This is a genomic window from Streptomyces marokkonensis (genome assembly GCF_008312835.1).
GTDB classification, from domain to species: Bacteria; Actinomycetota; Actinomycetes; order Streptomycetales; family Streptomycetaceae; genus Streptomyces; species Streptomyces marokkonensis_A.
Window position 1 is genome coordinate 1 of record NZ_VSKS01000012.1, and the last position, 16,899, is coordinate 16,899.

General features: G+C 72.9%; 18 protein-coding genes and 1 pseudogene. 9 read left to right on the forward strand and 10 right to left on the reverse strand.

The features are described 5' to 3' along the window. The first annotated feature begins 287 nt into the window (after positions 1 to 287). The 4 genes from F1615_RS21010 (at position 288) to F1615_RS21025 (ending at position 4,048) form a co-directional block, all read left to right on the forward strand. Entirely contained in the window at positions 288 to 875 is a 588-nt protein-coding gene (locus F1615_RS21010) for a pyridoxamine 5'-phosphate oxidase family protein (protein ID WP_149550581.1), read from the forward strand. Between the two features lie 168 nt (positions 876 to 1,043). Further along, the gene (locus F1615_RS21015) at positions 1,044 to 2,426 is read left to right on the forward strand and encodes a ferredoxin reductase family protein (RefSeq protein ID WP_167533813.1); all 1,383 of its coding nucleotides are present in this window, start codon (positions 1,044 to 1,046) and stop codon (positions 2,424 to 2,426) included. A 52-nt stretch (positions 2,427 to 2,478) separates the two neighbouring features. After that, positions 2,479 to 3,255 (forward strand): FMN-binding protein, encoded by a 777-nt coding sequence (locus F1615_RS21020; protein WP_149550582.1) that lies wholly within the window; start codon positions 2,479 to 2,481, stop codon positions 3,253 to 3,255. A 55-nt stretch (positions 3,256 to 3,310) separates the two neighbouring features. Next, a complete protein-coding gene (locus F1615_RS21025) occupies positions 3,311 to 4,048 on the forward strand; it encodes an FAD:protein FMN transferase (protein ID WP_149550776.1) in 738 nt (245 codons plus the stop codon). A 268-nt stretch (positions 4,049 to 4,316) separates the two neighbouring features. On the opposite strand, the gene F1615_RS21030 is transcribed toward F1615_RS21025, so the two are convergent. Genes F1615_RS21030 through argC form a run of 5 tightly spaced genes read right to left on the reverse strand, consistent with a single transcriptional unit; the run spans position 4,317 to position 9,147 of the window. Beyond that, the gene (locus F1615_RS21030; protein WP_149550583.1) at positions 4,317 to 4,859 is read right to left on the reverse strand and encodes an arginine repressor; all 543 of its coding nucleotides are present in this window, start codon (positions 4,857 to 4,859) and stop codon (positions 4,317 to 4,319) included. Positions 4,860 to 4,866: 7 nt separating this feature from the next. Next, entirely contained in the window at positions 4,867 to 6,075 is a 1,209-nt protein-coding gene (locus tag F1615_RS21035) for an acetylornithine transaminase (protein ID WP_149550584.1), read from the reverse strand. After that, complete coding sequence (argB, locus tag F1615_RS21040; RefSeq protein WP_149550585.1) at positions 6,072 to 6,974, reverse strand: acetylglutamate kinase; 903 nt, start codon at positions 6,972 to 6,974, stop codon at positions 6,072 to 6,074. Before argB ends, F1615_RS21035 begins: the two co-directional genes overlap by 4 nt. Continuing rightward, complete coding sequence (gene argJ, locus F1615_RS21045; protein WP_149550586.1) at positions 6,971 to 8,122, reverse strand: bifunctional glutamate N-acetyltransferase/amino-acid acetyltransferase ArgJ; 1,152 nt, start codon at positions 8,120 to 8,122, stop codon at positions 6,971 to 6,973. The genes argB and argJ overlap by 4 nt, the downstream gene beginning before the upstream one ends. Then, on the reverse strand, positions 8,119 to 9,147 hold the full coding sequence (gene argC, locus F1615_RS21050) for an N-acetyl-gamma-glutamyl-phosphate reductase (RefSeq protein ID WP_149550587.1): 1,029 nt from the start codon (positions 9,145 to 9,147) through the stop codon (positions 8,119 to 8,121). Before argC ends, argJ begins: the two co-directional genes overlap by 4 nt. 80 nt (positions 9,148 to 9,227) lie before the next feature. Here argC and F1615_RS21055 point away from each other — a divergent pair, with 80 nt between their 5' ends. Further along, on the forward strand, positions 9,228 to 9,968 hold the full coding sequence (locus tag F1615_RS21055) for a VOC family protein (protein ID WP_149550588.1): 741 nt from the start codon (positions 9,228 to 9,230) through the stop codon (positions 9,966 to 9,968). Positions 9,969 to 9,971: 3 nt separating this feature from the next. On the opposite strand, the pseudogene F1615_RS36400 reads toward F1615_RS21055, so the two are convergent. Continuing rightward, positions 9,972 to 10,167: pseudogene (locus F1615_RS36400) on the reverse strand (hypothetical protein); the annotation flags it as partial. Positions 10,168 to 10,374: 207 nt separating this feature from the next. On the opposite strand from F1615_RS36400, the gene F1615_RS21065 reads away from it, so the two are divergent. Beyond that, positions 10,375 to 10,815: a DUF6314 family protein gene (locus tag F1615_RS21065; RefSeq protein ID WP_149550589.1), complete on the forward strand. Its 441-nt coding sequence runs from the start codon at positions 10,375 to 10,377 to the stop codon at positions 10,813 to 10,815. On the opposite strand, the gene F1615_RS21070 is transcribed toward F1615_RS21065, so the two are convergent. The 3 genes from F1615_RS21070 to F1615_RS21080 form a co-directional block, all read right to left on the reverse strand. After that, on the reverse strand, positions 10,797 to 11,390 hold the full coding sequence (locus F1615_RS21070) for a histidine phosphatase family protein (RefSeq protein ID WP_149550590.1): 594 nt from the start codon (positions 11,388 to 11,390) through the stop codon (positions 10,797 to 10,799). The two genes, F1615_RS21065 and F1615_RS21070, sit on opposite strands and share 19 nt — an antisense overlap. 129 nt (positions 11,391 to 11,519) lie before the next feature. Continuing rightward, positions 11,520 to 11,957, reverse strand: a complete 438-nt coding sequence (locus F1615_RS21075; protein ID WP_149550591.1) for a GNAT family N-acetyltransferase — start codon at positions 11,955 to 11,957, stop codon at positions 11,520 to 11,522. A 41-nt stretch (positions 11,958 to 11,998) separates the two neighbouring features. Then, positions 11,999 to 13,435, reverse strand: a complete 1,437-nt coding sequence (locus F1615_RS21080) for a PLP-dependent aminotransferase family protein (RefSeq protein WP_149550592.1) — start codon at positions 13,433 to 13,435, stop codon at positions 11,999 to 12,001. On the opposite strand from F1615_RS21080, the gene F1615_RS21085 reads away from it, so the two are divergent. After that, positions 13,434 to 14,351, forward strand: coding sequence for a DMT family transporter (locus F1615_RS21085; RefSeq protein WP_149550593.1), 918 nt, complete (start codon positions 13,434 to 13,436; stop codon positions 14,349 to 14,351). The genes F1615_RS21080 and F1615_RS21085 overlap by 2 nt on opposite strands. Before the next feature lie 12 nt (positions 14,352 to 14,363). Next, positions 14,364 to 14,558 (forward strand): DUF1918 domain-containing protein, encoded by a 195-nt coding sequence (locus F1615_RS21090; RefSeq protein WP_149550594.1) that lies wholly within the window; start codon positions 14,364 to 14,366, stop codon positions 14,556 to 14,558. A 1-nt stretch (position 14,559) separates the two neighbouring features. Here the strand turns inward: F1615_RS21090 and F1615_RS21095 are convergent, their stop codons facing one another. Next, positions 14,560 to 15,819 carry a glycoside hydrolase family 10 protein gene (locus tag F1615_RS21095; protein WP_149550595.1) on the reverse strand — a complete coding sequence of 420 codons (1,260 nt, stop codon included), beginning with the start codon at positions 15,817 to 15,819 and terminating at the stop codon, positions 14,560 to 14,562. A 167-nt stretch (positions 15,820 to 15,986) separates the two neighbouring features. Between F1615_RS21095 and F1615_RS21100 the strand changes: the two genes are divergently transcribed. Further along, on the forward strand, positions 15,987 to 16,847 hold the full coding sequence (locus F1615_RS21100; protein ID WP_149550596.1) for a 3-hydroxybutyryl-CoA dehydrogenase: 861 nt from the start codon (positions 15,987 to 15,989) through the stop codon (positions 16,845 to 16,847). The last annotated feature ends 52 nt before the right edge of the window (positions 16,848 to 16,899 follow it).

Below are 16,899 nucleotides of genomic sequence, written 5' to 3' on the forward strand. Positions count from 1 at the left end.
CAGGGCGGACCCAACTTCGTCCAGAACGCCATCCTCGGCCCCCTCGAGGACAAGCGCGTCGCCGCCATCAACCGCATCGCCACCGCCATCGGCCGCACCGCCGAACGCCCCTCGGGGCTGGACTCCCTGGCCGCCTGCACGCTCACCAAGTGAGGTGACAGGCGCTGTGGCCGCCCCGTTCAGCGCCGGCCGGGGCGGCCACGGTTCCCTCTCCCGGGTGCCGGACTCCCAAGATCAACCGGCAATTCCTTAGACAAGCGAACGATCTGCTCCCATAATCGTTGGACATGGGAAAGACCTATGAGCGCATAGACGGCCGCCTCCGCACATTCATCGAGGAGCAGCCGGTCTTCTTCACCGCCACCGCCCCCCTGGCCGCCGACGGCACGGTCAATCTTTCGCCCAAAGGGCTCAAGGGGTCCTTCGCGGTCCTCGACGAGCTCACCGTCGCCTACCTCGACTTCGCCGGCTCCAACGCCGAGACGATCGCCCATCTGCGCGAGAACGGCCGGATCACCCTCATGTGGTGCGCCTTCCAGGGCCCGCCCAACATCGTGCGCGTCCACGGCCGCGGCGAGCCCGTCTTCCGGGACGACCCCCGCTTCGCCGGGCTGCTCGCCCGCTTCCCCGGCATCGACCACACCGCGCACGGCCTGCGTGCCGTCATCGTCGTGACGGCCGAACTGATCCGCGACACCTGCGGATACGCGGTGCCCTTCATGGCGTACGAGAGCGAACGCGACCTGCACGAGAAGCGGTTCGCGCGGGAGGACGACGCCTCGCTCGACGCGTACTTCACCAAGAAGGAGCACGTCGCGACCAGCCTGGACGGACTGCCCGGGCTGCCGTTGCCGCTGCCCCCGTCCAGTGTCTGAGCCCCGCCCCGGGTGTCGCCGCCGCCGTCCTCGTGGGCAAGGCGTCGCGCGATCGGCACCGGGGGCGGAGGCACGGCGATCACGCGGTACCGAACCGGGAATCCTCTGAACGCTCCAGCGTGACGGCACGTATCTGTGGGCCAAGGGTCAAGTCCCCACGGAGGAACCGTGACCACCACGCTCGCCGGCGGCCGTGCCGCCCGCCGCCAGACGATGCGCCGCATCCGTCCGCGCCGCTCCCCCGCCGTGCCCCTGCTGCTCGCCGTGGGTGCGGGCGCGGTGGCCGTGCTGTGGCTGTGGTGGACGAACACACCGTCCATCGCGGACACCACCGGGAAGATCGTCGCCGCGGGCCGGATCACCGGGCTGCTCGCCGGCTATCTGATGGCCCTGGTGGTCCTCCAGATGGCGCGGGTGCCCGCCCTGGAGCGGCGGGTGGGTTCGGACCGGGTCGCCCGCTGGCACGCGATGAGCGGCCGCTACACCGTCAGCCTGGTCATCGCGCACGTCTTCCTCATCATGTGGGGCTACGCCCGCCAGGCGGGCAAGAGCCTCGGCGACATCGTGCAGCAGACCATCACCTCCGTCACCACGCTGCCGGACATGGGCAAGGCCGCCATCGGCACCGGACTGCTGTTCGTGATCGCCTTCCTCTCCATCGGCCCGGTCCGGCGCCGGCTGCCGTACGACGGCTGGTACCACGTGCACCTGCTGACGTACGCGGCGGTCTTCCTGACGTTCTGGCACCAGATCACCACCGGCAACGAGTTCGCCGTCGAACCGACCGCGAAGACCTTCTGGTACGGGCTCTACGGCGTCGTGACCGCGCTGGTGCTGTGGTACCGGATCATCACCCCCGTGCGGCTCAACTTGCGGCACCGGATGCGGGTCGCGGCGGTCATCGAGGAGACGCCGGGCATCGTGTCGGTGCTGATCAGCGGCCGCAGGCTGCACCGGATGGGCGCGGAGGCGGGGCAGTTCTTCCGCTGGCGGTTCCTGGCCCCCGGGATGCGGTTCAGCTCCCACCCGTACTCGCTGTCGGCGGCGCCCCGTCCCGACATGCTGCGGATCACCGTCAAGGCGATCGGCGACCACAGCTCGCGGCTGCGCGAGCTGGAGCCCGGCACGCGGGTGTGGGCGGAGGGCCCGTACGGTGCCCTGACCGCGCAGCGCCGCAGCCGCGGCAAGGTGCTGCTGGTCGCGGGCGGGGTGGGCATCACCCCGATGCGGGCCCTGTTCGAGACGCTGCCCGGCGCGGCCGGTGACATCACTCTGCTCTACCGGGCCAACAGCACGCAGGACCTGGCGCTGTGGAGCGAGCTGGCCAAGATCGCCGACGAGCGCGGCGCACGTCTGATGTACGCGGTGAACAGCCCCGACGGGGAACGTCCCGACATCTCGGCGGAGAGCCTGCAGCGGAAGATCCCGGACGTCGACCGGCACGACGTCTTCATGTGCGGGCCGCCCGGGTTCGCGCAGTCGGTGTACGACGCACTGCGCGGCGCCGGGGTCCCCGCCCGCCGTATCCATCACGAGTCGTTCGAGATGTGAGCGACGGGTCATCCACCCGGGCCATCCACACCCATCAGGAGCTTGAGAAGCGATGAGGAAGAGTCACCCCGTCCGGCGTGCCGTACTCGCGACCGCCGCCACCGTGTCCGGGATCGTGCTGCTGCTGTCGCTCAAGCCGGCGTCCGATCCCGGCTCGGCCGCGGCGGCGGGCGGCGCGGCCCCGCCCGCGGCGGCCCAGTCCCCGCAGGGCGGCTCCCAGCCCATCGGCGACGGCACGGTCACCGGGGACGCCGCGAGCACCCAGTACGGCGCGGTGCAGGTGCGGCTGACGGTGAGCGGCGGGAAGATCACCAAGGCCGAGGCGGTCCAGGCGCCCAAGGGCGGACAGAGCGACCGGATCACCTCCAGCGCCGTGCCCCGGCTCAACCAGGCGGCGGTCGCGGCGCAGGGCGCGGAGATCGACGCGGTGTCCGGGGCGACGTACACCAGCGCCGGGTACAAGAAGTCGCTCCAGTCGGCGCTGGACAAGGCGCGGGCCGCCGGAGCCCCGGAGTCCTCCGGTCCGGGGGGCGGCGGGAACGCCGGGAACGAGCAGGCCGGGACCGTCACCGGGGACGCGGCGCAGACGCAGTACGGGCCGGTGCAGGTCCGGATCACCGTGAGCGGCGGGAAGATCACCAAGGCCGAGGCCGTCCAGGCGCCCAAGGGCGGACAGAGCGACCGGATCACCTCCAGCGCCGTGCCCCGGCTCAACCAGGCGGCGGTCGCGGCCGGCAGCGCGGAGATCGACGCGGTGTCGGGGGCCACGTACACGAGTGCGGGGTACAAGCAGTCGCTCCAGTCGGCGCTGGACAAGGCCGGTGACTGACGCGGTGGCCGAGCCGGCCGAGGCTCCCGCCGCGGTGCGTCGTGCGGAGGAGACGATGGGGACCGTCTTCTCCCTCGACGTCCGCGGCGGGGAACCCGCCGCGGTGCGCGCGGCGCTGGAGGAGGCGGTCGCGGGGCTGCGCCGGGTCGACGAGGTGTTCAGCACCTACCGCGAGGACAGCCAGATCTCCCGGCTGGCGCGCGGTGAGCTGGGCGTCGGGGAGTGCGATCCCGAGGTCGCCGAGGTGCTGGAGCTGGCGGCGGAGGCGGAGCGGGTGAGCGACGGCTGGTTCAGCACGCGCTGTCGAGGGCGTCTCGACCCGACCGGGATCGTCAAGGGCTGGGCCACCGAGCGGGCGGCGCGGCGGCTCGCGGCGGCCGGGGCGACGGGGGTGAGCGTCAACGGGGGCGGCGACGTGCAGGTGCTGGGTGCGCCGGGGGCGGGGCGGCCGTGGCGGGTCGGGGTGTCGGATCCGCTGCGGCCGGGCGGGCTCGCCGCCGTGGTCTCCGCGGCCGGTGCGGACGAACTGGCCGTGGCGACGTCCGGTACCGCGGAGCGGGGGGATCACATCGCCGATCCCCGTACGGGGCGGTCGGCGGTGACCGACCTGGTCGCGGTGACGGTGGTCGCGCCCCGGCTGACGTGGGCGGACTGCTGGGCGACGGCGGCGTTCGCGATGGGCTCCCGGCAGGCGCTCGCCTGGCTGGAGTCGCTTCCGGACGTCGAGGCGCTGCTGATCACGGCGGGCGACGAGGTGCGCTGTACGGGTGGGCTGGCGGGTTGGCTGGGGTGACCGGCGCTGCGGGGTGACCGGCGCTGCGGCTGAGGTACGGGCGTGACACTCACCGCGTTGGCGGGGTGCCTCCCCCAGAGGAGGTACCCCCGTCGCCCACCCGTGCCGCCCTGGGGGAACCTCCCAGGCCCTTGAGGCACTGGGGGAGGCACGGCCGCCCGCGCCCCTGGGGCCGCCACCTCCCCCAGGGGCGCGGGGAACTGCGCGAGCGGCCACCGACGGGCCGCAGGCGCCGTACCGACATGTACCCGCCGCCCCCGCGGAGCGCTCAGTGGCCGTTCTGGGCCAGCCGGAGCAAGTGGTCCGCCAGGGCCTGACCCCCCGCCGGCTCCCTGCTGATCAGCAGCAGCGTGTCGTCACCGGCGATCGTGCCGAGGATGTCCTGCAGTTCCGCCTGGTCGATCGCCGAGGCCAGGAACTGCGCGGCGCCCGGCGGGGTGCGCAGGACCACCAGATTCGCCGAGGCCTCCGCGGAGATCAGCAGCTCCTGCGAGAGCCGCCGCATCCGCTCCTCCTTGGCGGACTCCCCCAGCGGCGCCCGCGGGGTGCGATAACCCCCCTCGCTCGGCACCGCGTAGATCAGGTCACCGTCGTTGTTGCGGATCTTCACCGCGTTCAGCTCGTCCAGGTCGCGGGAGAGCGTCGCCTGGGTGACGCTCAGCCCGTCGTCGGCGAGCAGCTTCGCCAGCTGGCTCTGCGACCGCACCGGCTGCCGGTTGAGGATGTCCACGATCCGGCGGTGGCGTGCGGTGCGCGTCTGCGGCACGGCAGGTCCGGCCTGCTGACCCTGGTCCTGCTGCTCCTGGCTCATCGTCGTCTCATTCTCCGGATCGTCCTTCCCCGCCCGCCGGCGCACCGGCCTGGTCCAGGATGCCGGGCAGCGCCCCGAGGAAGGCGTCCACCGCGTCGTCCCCGAGGTTCAGCGGCGGCATGAGCCGTACGACATCGGGGGCGGGCGCGTTCACGAGGAATCCGGCGTCCTGAGCCGCCTGTTGCGCCTGGGGCGCGAGCGGCTCGGTGAGCACGATACCCAGGAGGAGCCCCGCACCCCGGACATGGTCGATCAGGGCGTGGCCGGATCCCTCGATTCCGTCCCGGAGCCTCTCGCCCTGCCGCTTGACGTTCTCCAGCAGCCCTTCGCCCTCAATGGTGTCGAGAACGGCGAGTCCGGCGGCGCAGGCGACCGGGTTGCCGCCGAAGGTCGTGCCGTGGTGGCCGGGCCCGAGCAGGTCGGCGGCGCGGCCGAAGGCGACGGTGGCGCCCAGCGGCAGGCCGCCGCCGAGCTGCTTGGCCAGGGTGACGACGTCCGGCAGCACGCCCTCGTGGGCCTGGTACTCGAACCAGTGCCCGGTGCGGCCGATGCCGGTCTGCACCTCGTCCAGCACGAGCAGCGCGCCCTTGGCCGCGGTGATGGCACGGGCCGCCTTCAGATAGCCGGGGGGCGGGACGACGACGCCGAGTTCGCCCTGGATGGGTTCGAGGACGACGAGGGCCGTCTCCTCGGTGACCGCGGCGGCCAGCGCCCGGGCGTCGCCGAAGGGCACATGGGTGACCTCGGCGGGCAGCGGCTGGAACGGCTCGCGCTTGCCGGGCTGGCCGGTCAGGGCGAGGGCGCCCATCGTGCGGCCGTGGAAGGCTCCCTCGGTGGCGACGACGTGGGTCCGTCCGGTCAGCCGGCCGATCTTGAACGCTGCCTCGTTGGCCTCGGCGCCGGAGTTGCAGAAGAAGACCCGGCCGGTCCGGCCGAAGAGCTGGAGCAGCCGTTCGGCGAGGGCGACGGTCGGCTCGGCCATGAAGAAGTTGGAGATGTGGCCGAGGGAGCCGATCTGCCGGCTCACGGCCTCGACGATCGCCGGGTGGGCGTGGCCGAGGGCGTTGGTGGCGATGCCGCCGACGAAGTCGGCGTACTCCGTGCCCTCGGCGTCCCAGACCTTCGTGCCCTCACCGCGCACGAGCGGCAGGCGCGGGGTGCCGTAGTTGTTCATCAGGGCGCCCTGCCACCGCGCGGTCAGTTCTGCGTTGCTCACGACTCCCCCTGTTCGTCGGGCACGACCATGGTGCCGATGCCCTCGTCCGTGAAGATCTCCAGCAGGATCGAGTGCTGGACCCGGCCGTCGATGACGCGGGCGGTGGTCACGCCGCCTCGCACGGCGTGCAGGCAGCCCTCCATCTTCGGCACCATGCCGGAGGACAGTTCCGGCAGGAGCTTCTCGAGCTGGGACGCGGTGAGGCGGCTGATCACCTCGTCGCTGTTGGGCCAGTCCTCGTAGAGTCCCTCGACGTCCGTGAGGACCATGAGGGTTTCGGCGCCCAGTGCAGCAGCGAGTGCCGCAGCCGCCGTATCAGCATTGACGTTGTAGACATGGTGGTCGTCCTGGCTGCGGGCGATCGACGAGACGACCGGGATGCGGCCGTCGGCGAGCAGTGCCTCGATCGCGCCCGTGTCGATCGCGGTGATCTCGCCCACCCGCCCGATGTCGACCGACTCGCCGTCGATCTCGGGCCGGTGCTTGGTGGCGGTGAGGGTGTGCGCGTCCTCGCCGGTGAGGCCGACGGCGAGCGGTCCGTGCCGGTTGAGCAGTCCGACCAGTTCCCGCTGCACCTGTCCGGCGAGCACCATGCGTACGACGTCCATGGCGTCCTCGGTGGTGACGCGCAGGCCGGCCTTGAACTCGCTGACGATGCCGTGCCGGTCGAGCGCCCGGCTGATCTGCGGGCCGCCGCCGTGCACGACCACCGGCCTGAGGCCGGCGTGCCGCAGGAAGACGACGTCCTGGGCGAACGCGGCCTTCAGGTCCTCGTCGACCATGGCGTTGCCGCCGAACTTGATGACGACGGTCTTGCCGTGGTGCCGGGTCAGCCAGGGCAGCGCCTCGATGAGGATCTGCGCCTTGGGCAGCGCGGTGTGCTTACGGGTGTGGGTCATGACGAGTACGCGCTGTTCTCGTGGACGTAGTCGGCGGTGAGGTCGTTGGTCCAGATGGTGGCGGTGGCGTCACCGGCGGCCAGGTCGGCGACGATGTGCACCTCGCGGTAGCGCATGTCGACCTTGTCGCGGTCCTCGCCGACACCGCCGTTCTTGCAGACCCAGACGCCGTTGATGGCCACGTTGAGCCGGTCGGGCTCGAAGGCGGCCCCGGTGGTGCCGATGGCGGAGAGCACGCGGCCCCAGTTGGGGTCCTCGCCGTGGATGGCGCACTTGAGGAGGTTGTTGCGGGCGATGGAGCGGCCCACCTCGACGGCGTCGTCCTCGGTCGCGGCGCCCACCACCTCGACCCTGATGTCCTTGCTGGCGCCCTCGGCGTCGCGGATGAGCTGCTGGCCGAGGTCGTCGCAGACGGCCCGCACGGCCTCGGCGAACTCGTCGTGGCCCGGGGTGACGCCCGAGGCGCCGGAGGCGAGCAGCAGCACGGTGTCGTTGGTGGACATGCAGCCGTCGGAGTCGACGCGGTCGAAGGTGACCCGGGTCGCGTCGCGCAGGGCCCGGTCGAGCACATCGGCCTCGAGGTCGGCGTCGGTGGTGAGGACGACGAGCATGGTGGCCAGGCCCGGGGCGAGCATGCCGGCGCCCTTGGCCATGCCGCCGACGGTCCAGCCGTCCCTGGTGACCACGGACGTCTTGTGGACGGTGTCGGTGGTCTTGATGGCGATGGCGGCCTTCTCGCCGCCGTGCTCGGACAGCTGACCGGCGGCGGTCCCGACGCCGGGGAGCAGTTTGTCCATGGGGAGCAGGACACCGATGAGTCCCGTCGAGCAGACGGCGATCTCGCCCGCGCCGGTGCCGAGCACCTCGGCGGCCTTCTCGGCGGTGGCGTGGGTGTCCTGGAAGCCCTTCGGTCCCGTACAGGCGTTGGCGCCGCCGGAGTTGAGGACGACGGCGGACAACTGCCCGCTCTTCAGGACCTGCTCGGACCAGAGGACCGGCGCGGCCTTGACGCGGTTGGAGGTGAAGACGCCGGCGGCGGCGCGGCGGGGGCCGTTGTTGACCACGAGGGCCAGGTCGGGGTTGCCGTTCTCCTTGATCCCGGCGGCGATGCCCGCCGCCGTGAATCCCTTCGCTGCCGTCACACTCACGGCGCAACTCCGATCGTCGTCAGCCCGGTGGTCTCGTCGAGACCCAGGGCGATGTTCATGCTCTGGACGGCACCGCCCGCGGTGCCCTTGGTCAGGTTGTCGATGGCGCTGATCGCGACGATCCGCCCCGCGGCCTCGTCGTGGGCGACCTGGATCACCACGGCGTTGGAGCCGTGGACGGACGCGGTCGTGGGCCACTGTCCCTCGGGGAGGAGATGGACGAAGGGCTCGTCGGCGAGGGCCTTGCCGTAGGCCGCGCGCACGGACTCGGCGGTGACGCCGGGCCTCGACTTCGCGGTGCAGGTGGCGAGGATGCCGCGGGGCATCGGCGCGAGGGTCGGCGTGAAGGAGACGGAGACCCGCTCGCCGGCCGCCGCGCTGAGGTTCTGGATCATCTCCGGGGTGTGCCGGTGCTCGCCGCCCACACCGTACGGCGACATCGAGCCCATGACCTCGCTGCCGAGCAGATGGGGCTTGAGCGCCTTGCCCGCGCCGGAGGTCCCGGAGGCGGCGACGATCACCGCCTCGGACTCGGCGAGGCCGGCGGCGTACGCCGGGAACAGGGCCAGGGAGACGGCGGTGGGGTAGCAACCGGGCACCGCGACGCGCTTGGACCCCTCCAGCGCGGCGCGGGCACCCGGCAGTTCGGGCAGGCCGTACGGCCAGGTGCCGGCGTGCGGCGAGCCGTAGAACCGCTCCCAGTCGGCGGCGTCCTCCAGCCGGAAGTCGGCGCCCATGTCGATCACGAGCACGTCCCCGCCGAGCCGCTCGGCGACGGCGGCGGACTGCCCGTGCGGCAGCGCGAGGAACACGACGTCGTGCCCGGCGAGCACCTCGGGGGTGGTCGGCTCCAGGACGCGGTCGGCGAGCGGCAGCAGATGCGGCTGGAGCGCGCCGAGCCGCTGGCCGGCGTTGGAGTTTCCGGTCAGGGCGCCGATCTCGATCCCGGGGTGCGTCAGGAGCAGACGCAGCAGCTCACCGCCCGCGTACCCGCTCGCTCCGGCCACCGCCGCACGTACTGCCATGGAAAACCCTCCTCCTGGATGGCATGACTATACGTTTGCTTGCACGTTTATGCAACGCCGTGGCCCGTATGATCAGCGGCATGGCGCTGCGACCGGTCATGGTGAACATCAAGGCTCTCGACGCCCCGGCGATCGGCCGTTTCTGGGCGGAGGCGCTCGGCTGGACCGCCTACAGCGCCGGCGTGACCACCTACGTCGGACCCCCCGGCGGCCTCGTCTGGCCGGATCCGGTCGCCCTCGGCATCGACGTCGTTCCCGTCCCGGGGCCCGGGACCGCGGCGAAGAACCGGGTGCACCTCGATCTCGCCACGACCTCCGCGGCCCACCGGACGGAGTTGGTCGAGCGCCTGAGGGGCCTCGGTGCGACGCCCGCCCACGTGGGCCAGGGCGCGGTGCCGTGGACGGTCCTCGCCGACCCGGAGGGCAACGAGTTCTGCGTGCTGGAGCCCCGGGAGACCTACCGGGACACCGGGCCGGTCGCCGCCGTGGTGGTCGACTGCGCGGATCCGCGGGCCATGGCCGCCTTCTGGGGTGAGGCACTGGACTGGACCGTGCACGAGGTGACCGACGGTCATGCCTCGATGCGCTCGGCCAGGGGTACCGGGCCGTATCTGGAGTTCCTCCGCACCCCCGACGTGAAGACCGTGCCGGACCGGGTCCATCTGGACCTGCTGCCGTACCCCGGGGACGACAGGGCGGCGGAGGTGGCCCGGCTGCGGGCCCTCGGCGCCACCGGCCTCGACATCGGCCAGGGCGACGTCCCGTGGACGTGCCTGGCCGATCCCGAGGGCCACGAGTTCTGCGTCCTCGCCCCGTCCTAGCCACCTCCGCCCGATCCTCGGGAACGTCACCGAGTTTCGCCGGGAAGGTGTACGTGAAGGTGCTCGCCATGCCCCGGAACGTGGAGGTCATCAGGGTGACCGGGGTGTCCGTCTCCGTGTTCACCGCGTCCGCGTCCGCGTCGGCGGCCGGGGTGGTCACGCGGGCCCGTGGGGCGACCCTCGCGCCGCCGAGGTCGATCTCGGGACCGAGTGCGAGTCGTGCGCGGTTCCGGGCGGTGCGTGACTTGGGCGCTCCGCGGCTCTCTCGCGGGGGTGGGGGACACAGGAGACGAGCCGTTCGGTATGTCGGTCATCGGTCAGCACTTCGAACGGCAGGATAGGGAGGAGACAGGAGCACGTTCATGGGTCGCGTGACGGCGCGGGCCACGCGGGAACGGGGGGGGCGATGGGCGAGTTCTGGCCGGTACCCGACGCACTGATCTACCTCGCCGGCCACTGGCGGGCGGAGCGGACCGTGCGGGACCTGGCGAGCGGCGACGAGGGGCACTTCGCGGGGACGGTCGTCTTCGGCCCGCTGGAGGGCGGCGGCCTGCTGCACCGGGAGTCGGGCGACTTCACCTGGCGGGGCCTCACCCGGCCCGCCGAACGGACCCTGCTCTTCCTGCCCGGGCCCGGCGGCACGGCGGACGTACGGTTCGCGGACGGCCGCCCGTTCCACGACCTGGATCTCACCGCGGGCCGGCACGTCACCGACCACCCGTGCTCCGCCGACCTCTACCGGGGCGAGTTCACCGTCCGCGACGCCGGCCACTGGCACACGGTCTGGCGGGTGCGCGGTCCCGCCAAGGATCTGGAGCTCACCACCGGCTACGCGCGCGTGGGCTGAGCACAGGTCCCTTCCAGGCGCAGGCTCCAGCGGCCCGCCCGGCCGGTCACGCCGACCGTCGAGAGCGAGCGGACGTCGATGCTCCAGTACGTGGCGGGCGGCGCCTTGAGCACGTACACGAGGGCCGCGCGGATCACCGACGGCTCGGCCACGGCGACGACCCGGCAGCCGTCCTCGACCGGCCTGGTGTCGAGCCAGCCGCCGACCCGGCCGATGAAGTCCAGCAGCGACTCCCCGCCGTGCGGTGTGGCCCGCGGGTCGGCCAGCCAGGCGTCCACGGCCTCCGGCTCCCGGGCCATGGCCTCACCCAGGGTCAGCCCCCGCCAGCGGCCCATGTCGCAGTCACGGAGGGCGAGCTGCACCAGCGGCGCGTATCCCAGCCCTTCTCCGGTGGCACGGCTGCGCGGGGCCGGGGAGCAGTAGCGCAGATCGGCCGCCGCGAGCGGCAGCAGTTCGTGCGCGACCCGTTGCACCTCGCCCCATCCGGCCCGGTCCAGCGGCCGCACGTCCTCGAAGCGCTCGGCGAGCACCGAGGAGCTCCCCGCGGCTGCGACGAACGTGACCCGAAGTGCCATGCCGCGATCGTCAGTCGCCGGAGTGGACAGGTCAAGGGGTGCCGCCATGCCGTCACTCCGGGTGCCCACCGCCCTACTCACCGGTAAGGACGCGCCGGACAAGTCACCCGGAACGCCCGTGCGCCCCCCTCACTCGAAGACGAGCGCCATCCAGTGGTCCGGCCGCTCCAGCGGGCGGAACCCCAGCTTCTCGTAGACGCCGTGCGCGTCGTGCGTGGCGAGCATGACGCGCTTGGGCCCGCAGGCCCGCAGCTCCTCCCGCACGGCCGCCACCAGCGCGGTGCCGACCCCCTTGCCCCGTACCGACGGGTCGACGTACACATCGCACAGCCAGGCGAACGTCGCCCGGTCGGTGACGACCCTGGCGTACGCCACCTGCTCCCGCGACGCGCTCTCGTAGACGCCGAAGTTCAGCGATCCCCCGATCGCCCGGTCCTGCTTCTCCCGGGAGCGGCCCAGGGCCCAGTACGCGTCGGTGGACAGCCACCCGTGCACCCGCGCCGCGTCGATCCTGGCAGGGTCGGTGGAGATCTCGTAGCCCTCGGGCAGGCGCGGGGTGTCGGTCATGTCGGGGATGTTCGCAGGCCGGGCGGGGCGGCGTCGAACCTTTATCCCCGTACCTCGTCGCAGGCGGTGCGCAGGCGCCGCACGCCCTCCGTGATCTCCCCGGTGCCGGCCACCGCCGCGAAGCTCAGCCGGAGGTGCCCTGCCGGCGGCTCGGCGCTGAAGTAGGGGCGGCCGGGGGTGACGGCGACGCCCGCGCGCAGGGCGGCGGCGGTCAGGGCGGACTCCGCGGTGCCTTCGGGCAGCCGCAGCCAGAGGTGGTAGCCGCCGGAGGGGACGTGCGGCAGGGCGAGTTCCGGCAGCCGCAGGCGGAGCGCGGCGGTCATGGCGTCCCGGCGGGCCCGCAGATCGGCGGAGATCGCGCGCAGATGACGCGGCCAGGCGGGCGAGCCGACGAGTTCCAGCGTGGCCTCCTGGAGCGGGCGGGGCACGAAGAAGGTGTCGACGACCTGGATGGCCCGCAGCCGCTCCAGCACCGGGCCGTGCGCGGCCAGGGCGCTCACCCGGAAGCTGGGCGAGGTCGCCTTGGTCAGCGAGCAGACGTGCACCACCACTCCGTCGGGGTCGTCGGCGGCGAGCGGACGGGGCAGCGGGCCCGCGTCCTCGTGCACCAGCCGCCGGACGAAGTCGTCCTCGACGACGAACGCGCCCGCCTCGCGTGCGATGCGCAGCACCTCGCCGCGCCGTTCCGGAGCGAGCACGGCGCCGGTGGGGTTCTGGAACAGCGGCTGGCAGACGAAGACACGGGCGCCGGTCGCCCGGAACGCGTCGGCGAGCAGCGCGGGCCGTACGCCGTCCGCGTCCACCGGTACGGGCACCGGGCGCAGTCCGGCCGCGCGGGCGATGGCCAGCATGCCGGGATAGGTGGGCGACTCGACGAGCACGGGCGCGCCCGGCGGGGCGAGGGCGCGCAGGGCGGTGGTCAGCGCGGACTGCCCGCCCGAGGTGACCAGCACCCCGGCCGCCGACACCGGCCCGCCGACACTGCGCGCGAACCACTCGCGCAGCTCCGGCAGCCCCTCCATGGGCGGCCGTCCCCAGGCACCCGGCCGGCGACCGGCCCGGGACAGCGCCGCCGCCATCGCCCGCTCGGGCTGAAGACAGGGATGCAAATAGCCGCCGTTGAACTCGATCACCCCGGGCGGCGGCGCGGCCAGCGAGACGAGCACGCCGGAGGCGTCCACCGAGCGCGGCACGAGGTCGGCGGCGCCGTCGGCGCTGAGGGCGACCTCCTGCCAGGAGGTGTCGCCCGCGGCAGCGGCCGAGGCGCGGGGCTGGGCGCGGAACGCCCCGGCGCCGGGCCGGGTGACCACCAGCCCCTCTGCGGCGAGCCCCGCGAGCGCCCGGGAGACGGTCACGGGACTCACTCGGAACCGCTCCACAAGGGCGCGGCTCGACGGGAGCTTTTCACCGGGAGAGTAGCGGTCAAGCTCCCGTCGCAGCCGCTCCGCCAGTTCACCGACACTGCTACGCTCTTGCATGAGAGCACAGAGTAGCGCTACTACCGCGCCTCCGATAGCGGTTGCCGCTCCCCGGGACCGCGGCGGCTCCGGCACCCTCCAGGCCGCCCTCGGCGTCATCGCCTTCTCCCTCACCTTCCCGGCCACCGCCTGGGGTCTCGAGGGCTTCGGGCCGTGGTCGCTGGTGGCCGTGCGCAGTGTGCTCGCGGCGCTGATCGCGGGCGCATGTCTGCTGGCGCTGCGCATCCCGGCGCCGGCCCGGCAGCACCGGCCCGGCCTCGCGGTGGTCGGTGCCGGAGTGGTGCTCGGCTTCCCGATGCTGACCACGCTGGCGCTGCAGACGTCGACCACCGCGCACGCGGCCGTCGTGGTGGGTCTGCTCCCGCTGACCACGGCGCTGCTGTCCGCCCTGCGGGTCGGCTCACGGCCCTCGCGCACCTTCTGGGCGGCGGCCCTCGCCGGTGCGGCCGCGGTGGTGGCGTTCACCGTGCGGCAGAGCGGCGGCGCGCTGACCACGGCCGACCTGTACCTCTTCGGGGCGCTGCTGGTCTGCGCGGCCGGCTACACCGAGGGCGGCAGGCTGGCCCGGGTGATGCCGGGGTGGCAGGTGATCGGCTGGGCGCTGGTCCTCTGCCTGCCGCTCGCCCTGCCCGCCGCCGCGGTCGCGCTGACGGTCGAGCCGGTGCGGCTGACCGCCCACAGCGTGACCGGCCTGCTGTGGGTGGCGGCGGGCTCGCAGTTCCTCGGGCTGATCGTCTGGTACCGGGGCATGGCGGCCATCGGCATCCCCAGGGCCAGCCAGTTGCAGCTCGCCCAGCCGCTGCTCACACTGGTGTGGTCGGTGCTGTTGCTGAACGAGCACCTGACGGTGGCCGCGCCGCTGACGGCCGCGGCAGTGCTCGTGTGCATCGCCGTGACCCAGCGGTCACGCGGTTGAGAGGAGGCCCCGATGCGCGCAACCGAGGGTGACCAGCTTGTCCAGCACGGCAGGGTGGTCGGCCAGCACGACAAGGTCGGAGAGATCGTCGAAGTGATGGGCCAGGAGGGGAACCCGCCCTACCGTGTCCGCTTCGAGGACGGACACGAGGGCGTGTGCTCACCCGGCCCCGACACGGAGATCCGGCACAGGACCCCGCAGCACTAGATCAGCGCGGCGGTTGCGCCGGCTGCCGGTAGTGGTCGGTGACCACCCGCGCCATCGCCCCGGCCGGATCGGCCGCCACCTCACGGGCGGCGAAGAAGACGTGTCCGCGCACCTGCGGGTACTTCTCGGCAAGCGTGAGGTGGCGGGACAGCTCGGCCGGGTCGCGCCAGGCCGCGGGCTGCGCCGGGTCGCCCGCCTTGTACAGCGCCTCGCCGACGCAGAGGCGTGTGGCGGAGCCCCGGACCACGTCGGCCCACCAGCGGACGAGCTCGGCGTAGTCGGCGGGGGCGAAGCCGATGTGCCAGTAGAGCTGCGGGCAGATGTAGTCGATCCAGTTCTCCCGGGCCCACCTGCGGGTGTCGGCGTGCAGATCGTCGTACGTCTGCACGCCCGCGCGGGTGGCGGAGCCCCGCTCGTCCACCTCGGCGTTGCGCCAGACCCCGAACGGGCTGATCCCGAAACGGGTGCCGGGCCGGACCGCCTTGATCCCGGCGGCCGTCTCGCGCACCAGCCGGTCGACGTTGTCCCGCCGCCAGGCCGCGCGGTCCGGGAAGGCTCCGCCGTGGGTGTCGTAGGCACGGTCGTCGTCGAACGTCTGGCCGGCCACGGGATACGGATAGAAGTAGTCGTCGAAGTGCACCGCGTCGACGGGGTGGCGCCGCACCGCGTCGAGCATCGCCTCCCGCACGAAGGCGCGGACCTCGGGCAGCCCCGGGTTGTAGTAGAGCTTGTCCCCGTACCGGACGATCCAGTGGGGGTGGCGCCGGGCGGGGTGCGAGGGGGCGAGCCGGGCCGGATCGGCGTGCATGGCCACGCGGTAGGGGTTGAACCAGGCGTGGAGTTCCAGACCGCGGGCGTGCGCCTCCTCGACGGCGGTGCCGAGCGGGTCCCAGCCGGGGTGGGCTCCCTGGGTGCCGGTGAGGTACTGCGACCACGGCTCGTACGGCGAGGGCCACATCGCGTCGGCGGTGGGCCGCACCTGGAACACCACGGTGTTGAGGCGGGCACGGACGGCCGCGTCGAGGTGGGCGGTCAGCTCGGCACGCTGCCGGGCGGCGCTCAGGCCGGGCCGGGAGGGCCAGTCCCGGTTGGTCACGGTGGCCACCCACATGCCGCGCATCTCCCCGGCCGCCGTGCCGCCGCCCCGCCCCGGACCGCCGGGGGTCCCGGGTCCGCGCCCGGGCGCGGCGGACGCCTGCGGCATCGTCGCCAGCGCGGCCAGCGCCATCGCCGTGAAGCCCCTGCGGGACACCCGCCCCATCGTGCCCCCTCGTGTGCCGTCGAACCGGCTGGTCGGGTACCGTCTCCCGGCCAGGATGCCCCACCCGCGCGATCGATCATCGATACTTCGGAGTAACGTGCACGAACGGAGCAGGCGCCGGGACCCGGCACCCTGCCACAGCCGTAAGCAGTAGCGAAAGGGACGATGTGACCGACATCGAACGCGTCGGAGTGGTGGGCTGCGGTCAGATGGGCGCCGGGATCGCCGAGGTGTGCGCCCGGGCCGGACTGGACGTCATGGTCGCCGAAACCACCGGCGAAGCCCTGGAGATCGGCCGTACCCGGCTGTTCAACTCCCTGTCGAAGGCGGCCGAGCGCGGGAAGATCACCGAGGAGGAGCTGGCGGCCACACAGGCCCGGCTGAGCTTCACCACGGACCTCGGCGAGTTCGCCGACCGTGACCTGGTGATCGAGGCCGTGGTCGAGAACGAGCAGGTCAAGACCGAGATCTTCCAGGTGCTCGACCAGGTGGTGACCCGGCCGGACGCGATCCTGGCCTCCAACACCTCCTCCATCCCGCTGGTGAAGCTGGCGGTCGCCACCTCGCGGCCCGACCACGTCGTCGGCATCCACTTCTTCAACCCGGCCCCGGTGCAGAAGCTCGTGGAGCTGATCCCGGCGCTCACCACCTCCGAGGGCACGCTGAGCCGGGCCCAGGTCTTCACCGAGAAGGTGCTGGGCAAGCACGCGATCCGCGCGCAGGACCGCTCCGGCTTCGTGGTGAACGCGCTGCTGATCCCCTATCTGCTCTCCGCGATCCGGATGTTCGAGTCGGGCATCGCCAGCCGCGAGGACATCGACAACGGCATGGAGATGGGCTGCGCCCACCCGATGGGCCCGCTGAAGCTGTCCGACCTGATCGGCCTGGACACCGTGGCCTCGGTCGCGTACTCGATGTACGAGGAGTACAAGGAGCCGCTGTACGCCGCTCCCCCGCTGCTCCAGCGCATGGTCGACGCGGGCCGGCTCGGCCGCAAGAGCGGTTCCGGTTTCTACACGTACGGCTGAGGGACCTCCCCGAGGGGCCCGGACACCCGGCCGCGGGTGCCCGGGCCCCTCG

Excerpts from the sequence above, each read along its gene's own strand:
- F1615_RS21010 (WP_149550581.1), top strand. The coding sequence starts at position 288 with ATGGGAAAGACCTATGAGCGCATAGACGGCCGCCTCCGCACATTCATC.
- F1615_RS21020 (WP_149550582.1), top strand. The coding sequence starts at position 2,479 with ATGAGGAAGAGTCACCCCGTCCGGCGTGCCGTACTCGCGACCGCCGCC.
- F1615_RS21025 (WP_149550776.1), top strand. The coding sequence starts at position 3,311 with ATGGGGACCGTCTTCTCCCTCGACGTCCGCGGCGGGGAACCCGCCGCG.
- F1615_RS21030 (WP_149550583.1), bottom strand. The coding sequence starts at position 4,859 with ATGAGCCAGGAGCAGCAGGACCAGGGTCAGCAGGCCGGACCTGCCGTG.
- argB (WP_149550585.1), bottom strand. The coding sequence starts at position 6,974 with ATGACCCACACCCGTAAGCACACCGCGCTGCCCAAGGCGCAGATCCTC.
- argC (WP_149550587.1), bottom strand. The coding sequence starts at position 9,147 with ATGGCAGTACGTGCGGCGGTGGCCGGAGCGAGCGGGTACGCGGGCGGT.
- F1615_RS21055 (WP_149550588.1), top strand. The coding sequence starts at position 9,228 with ATGGCGCTGCGACCGGTCATGGTGAACATCAAGGCTCTCGACGCCCCG.
- F1615_RS21065 (WP_149550589.1), top strand. The coding sequence starts at position 10,375 with ATGGGCGAGTTCTGGCCGGTACCCGACGCACTGATCTACCTCGCCGGC.
- F1615_RS21070 (WP_149550590.1), bottom strand. The coding sequence starts at position 11,390 with ATGGCACTTCGGGTCACGTTCGTCGCAGCCGCGGGGAGCTCCTCGGTG.
- F1615_RS21075 (WP_149550591.1), bottom strand. The coding sequence starts at position 11,957 with ATGACCGACACCCCGCGCCTGCCCGAGGGCTACGAGATCTCCACCGAC.
- F1615_RS21085 (WP_149550593.1), top strand. The coding sequence starts at position 13,434 with ATGAGAGCACAGAGTAGCGCTACTACCGCGCCTCCGATAGCGGTTGCC.
- F1615_RS21080 (WP_149550592.1), bottom strand. The coding sequence starts at position 13,435 with ATGCAAGAGCGTAGCAGTGTCGGTGAACTGGCGGAGCGGCTGCGACGG.
- F1615_RS21090 (WP_149550594.1), top strand. The coding sequence starts at position 14,364 with ATGCGCGCAACCGAGGGTGACCAGCTTGTCCAGCACGGCAGGGTGGTC.
- F1615_RS21095 (WP_149550595.1), bottom strand. The coding sequence starts at position 15,819 with ATGGGGCGGGTGTCCCGCAGGGGCTTCACGGCGATGGCGCTGGCCGCG.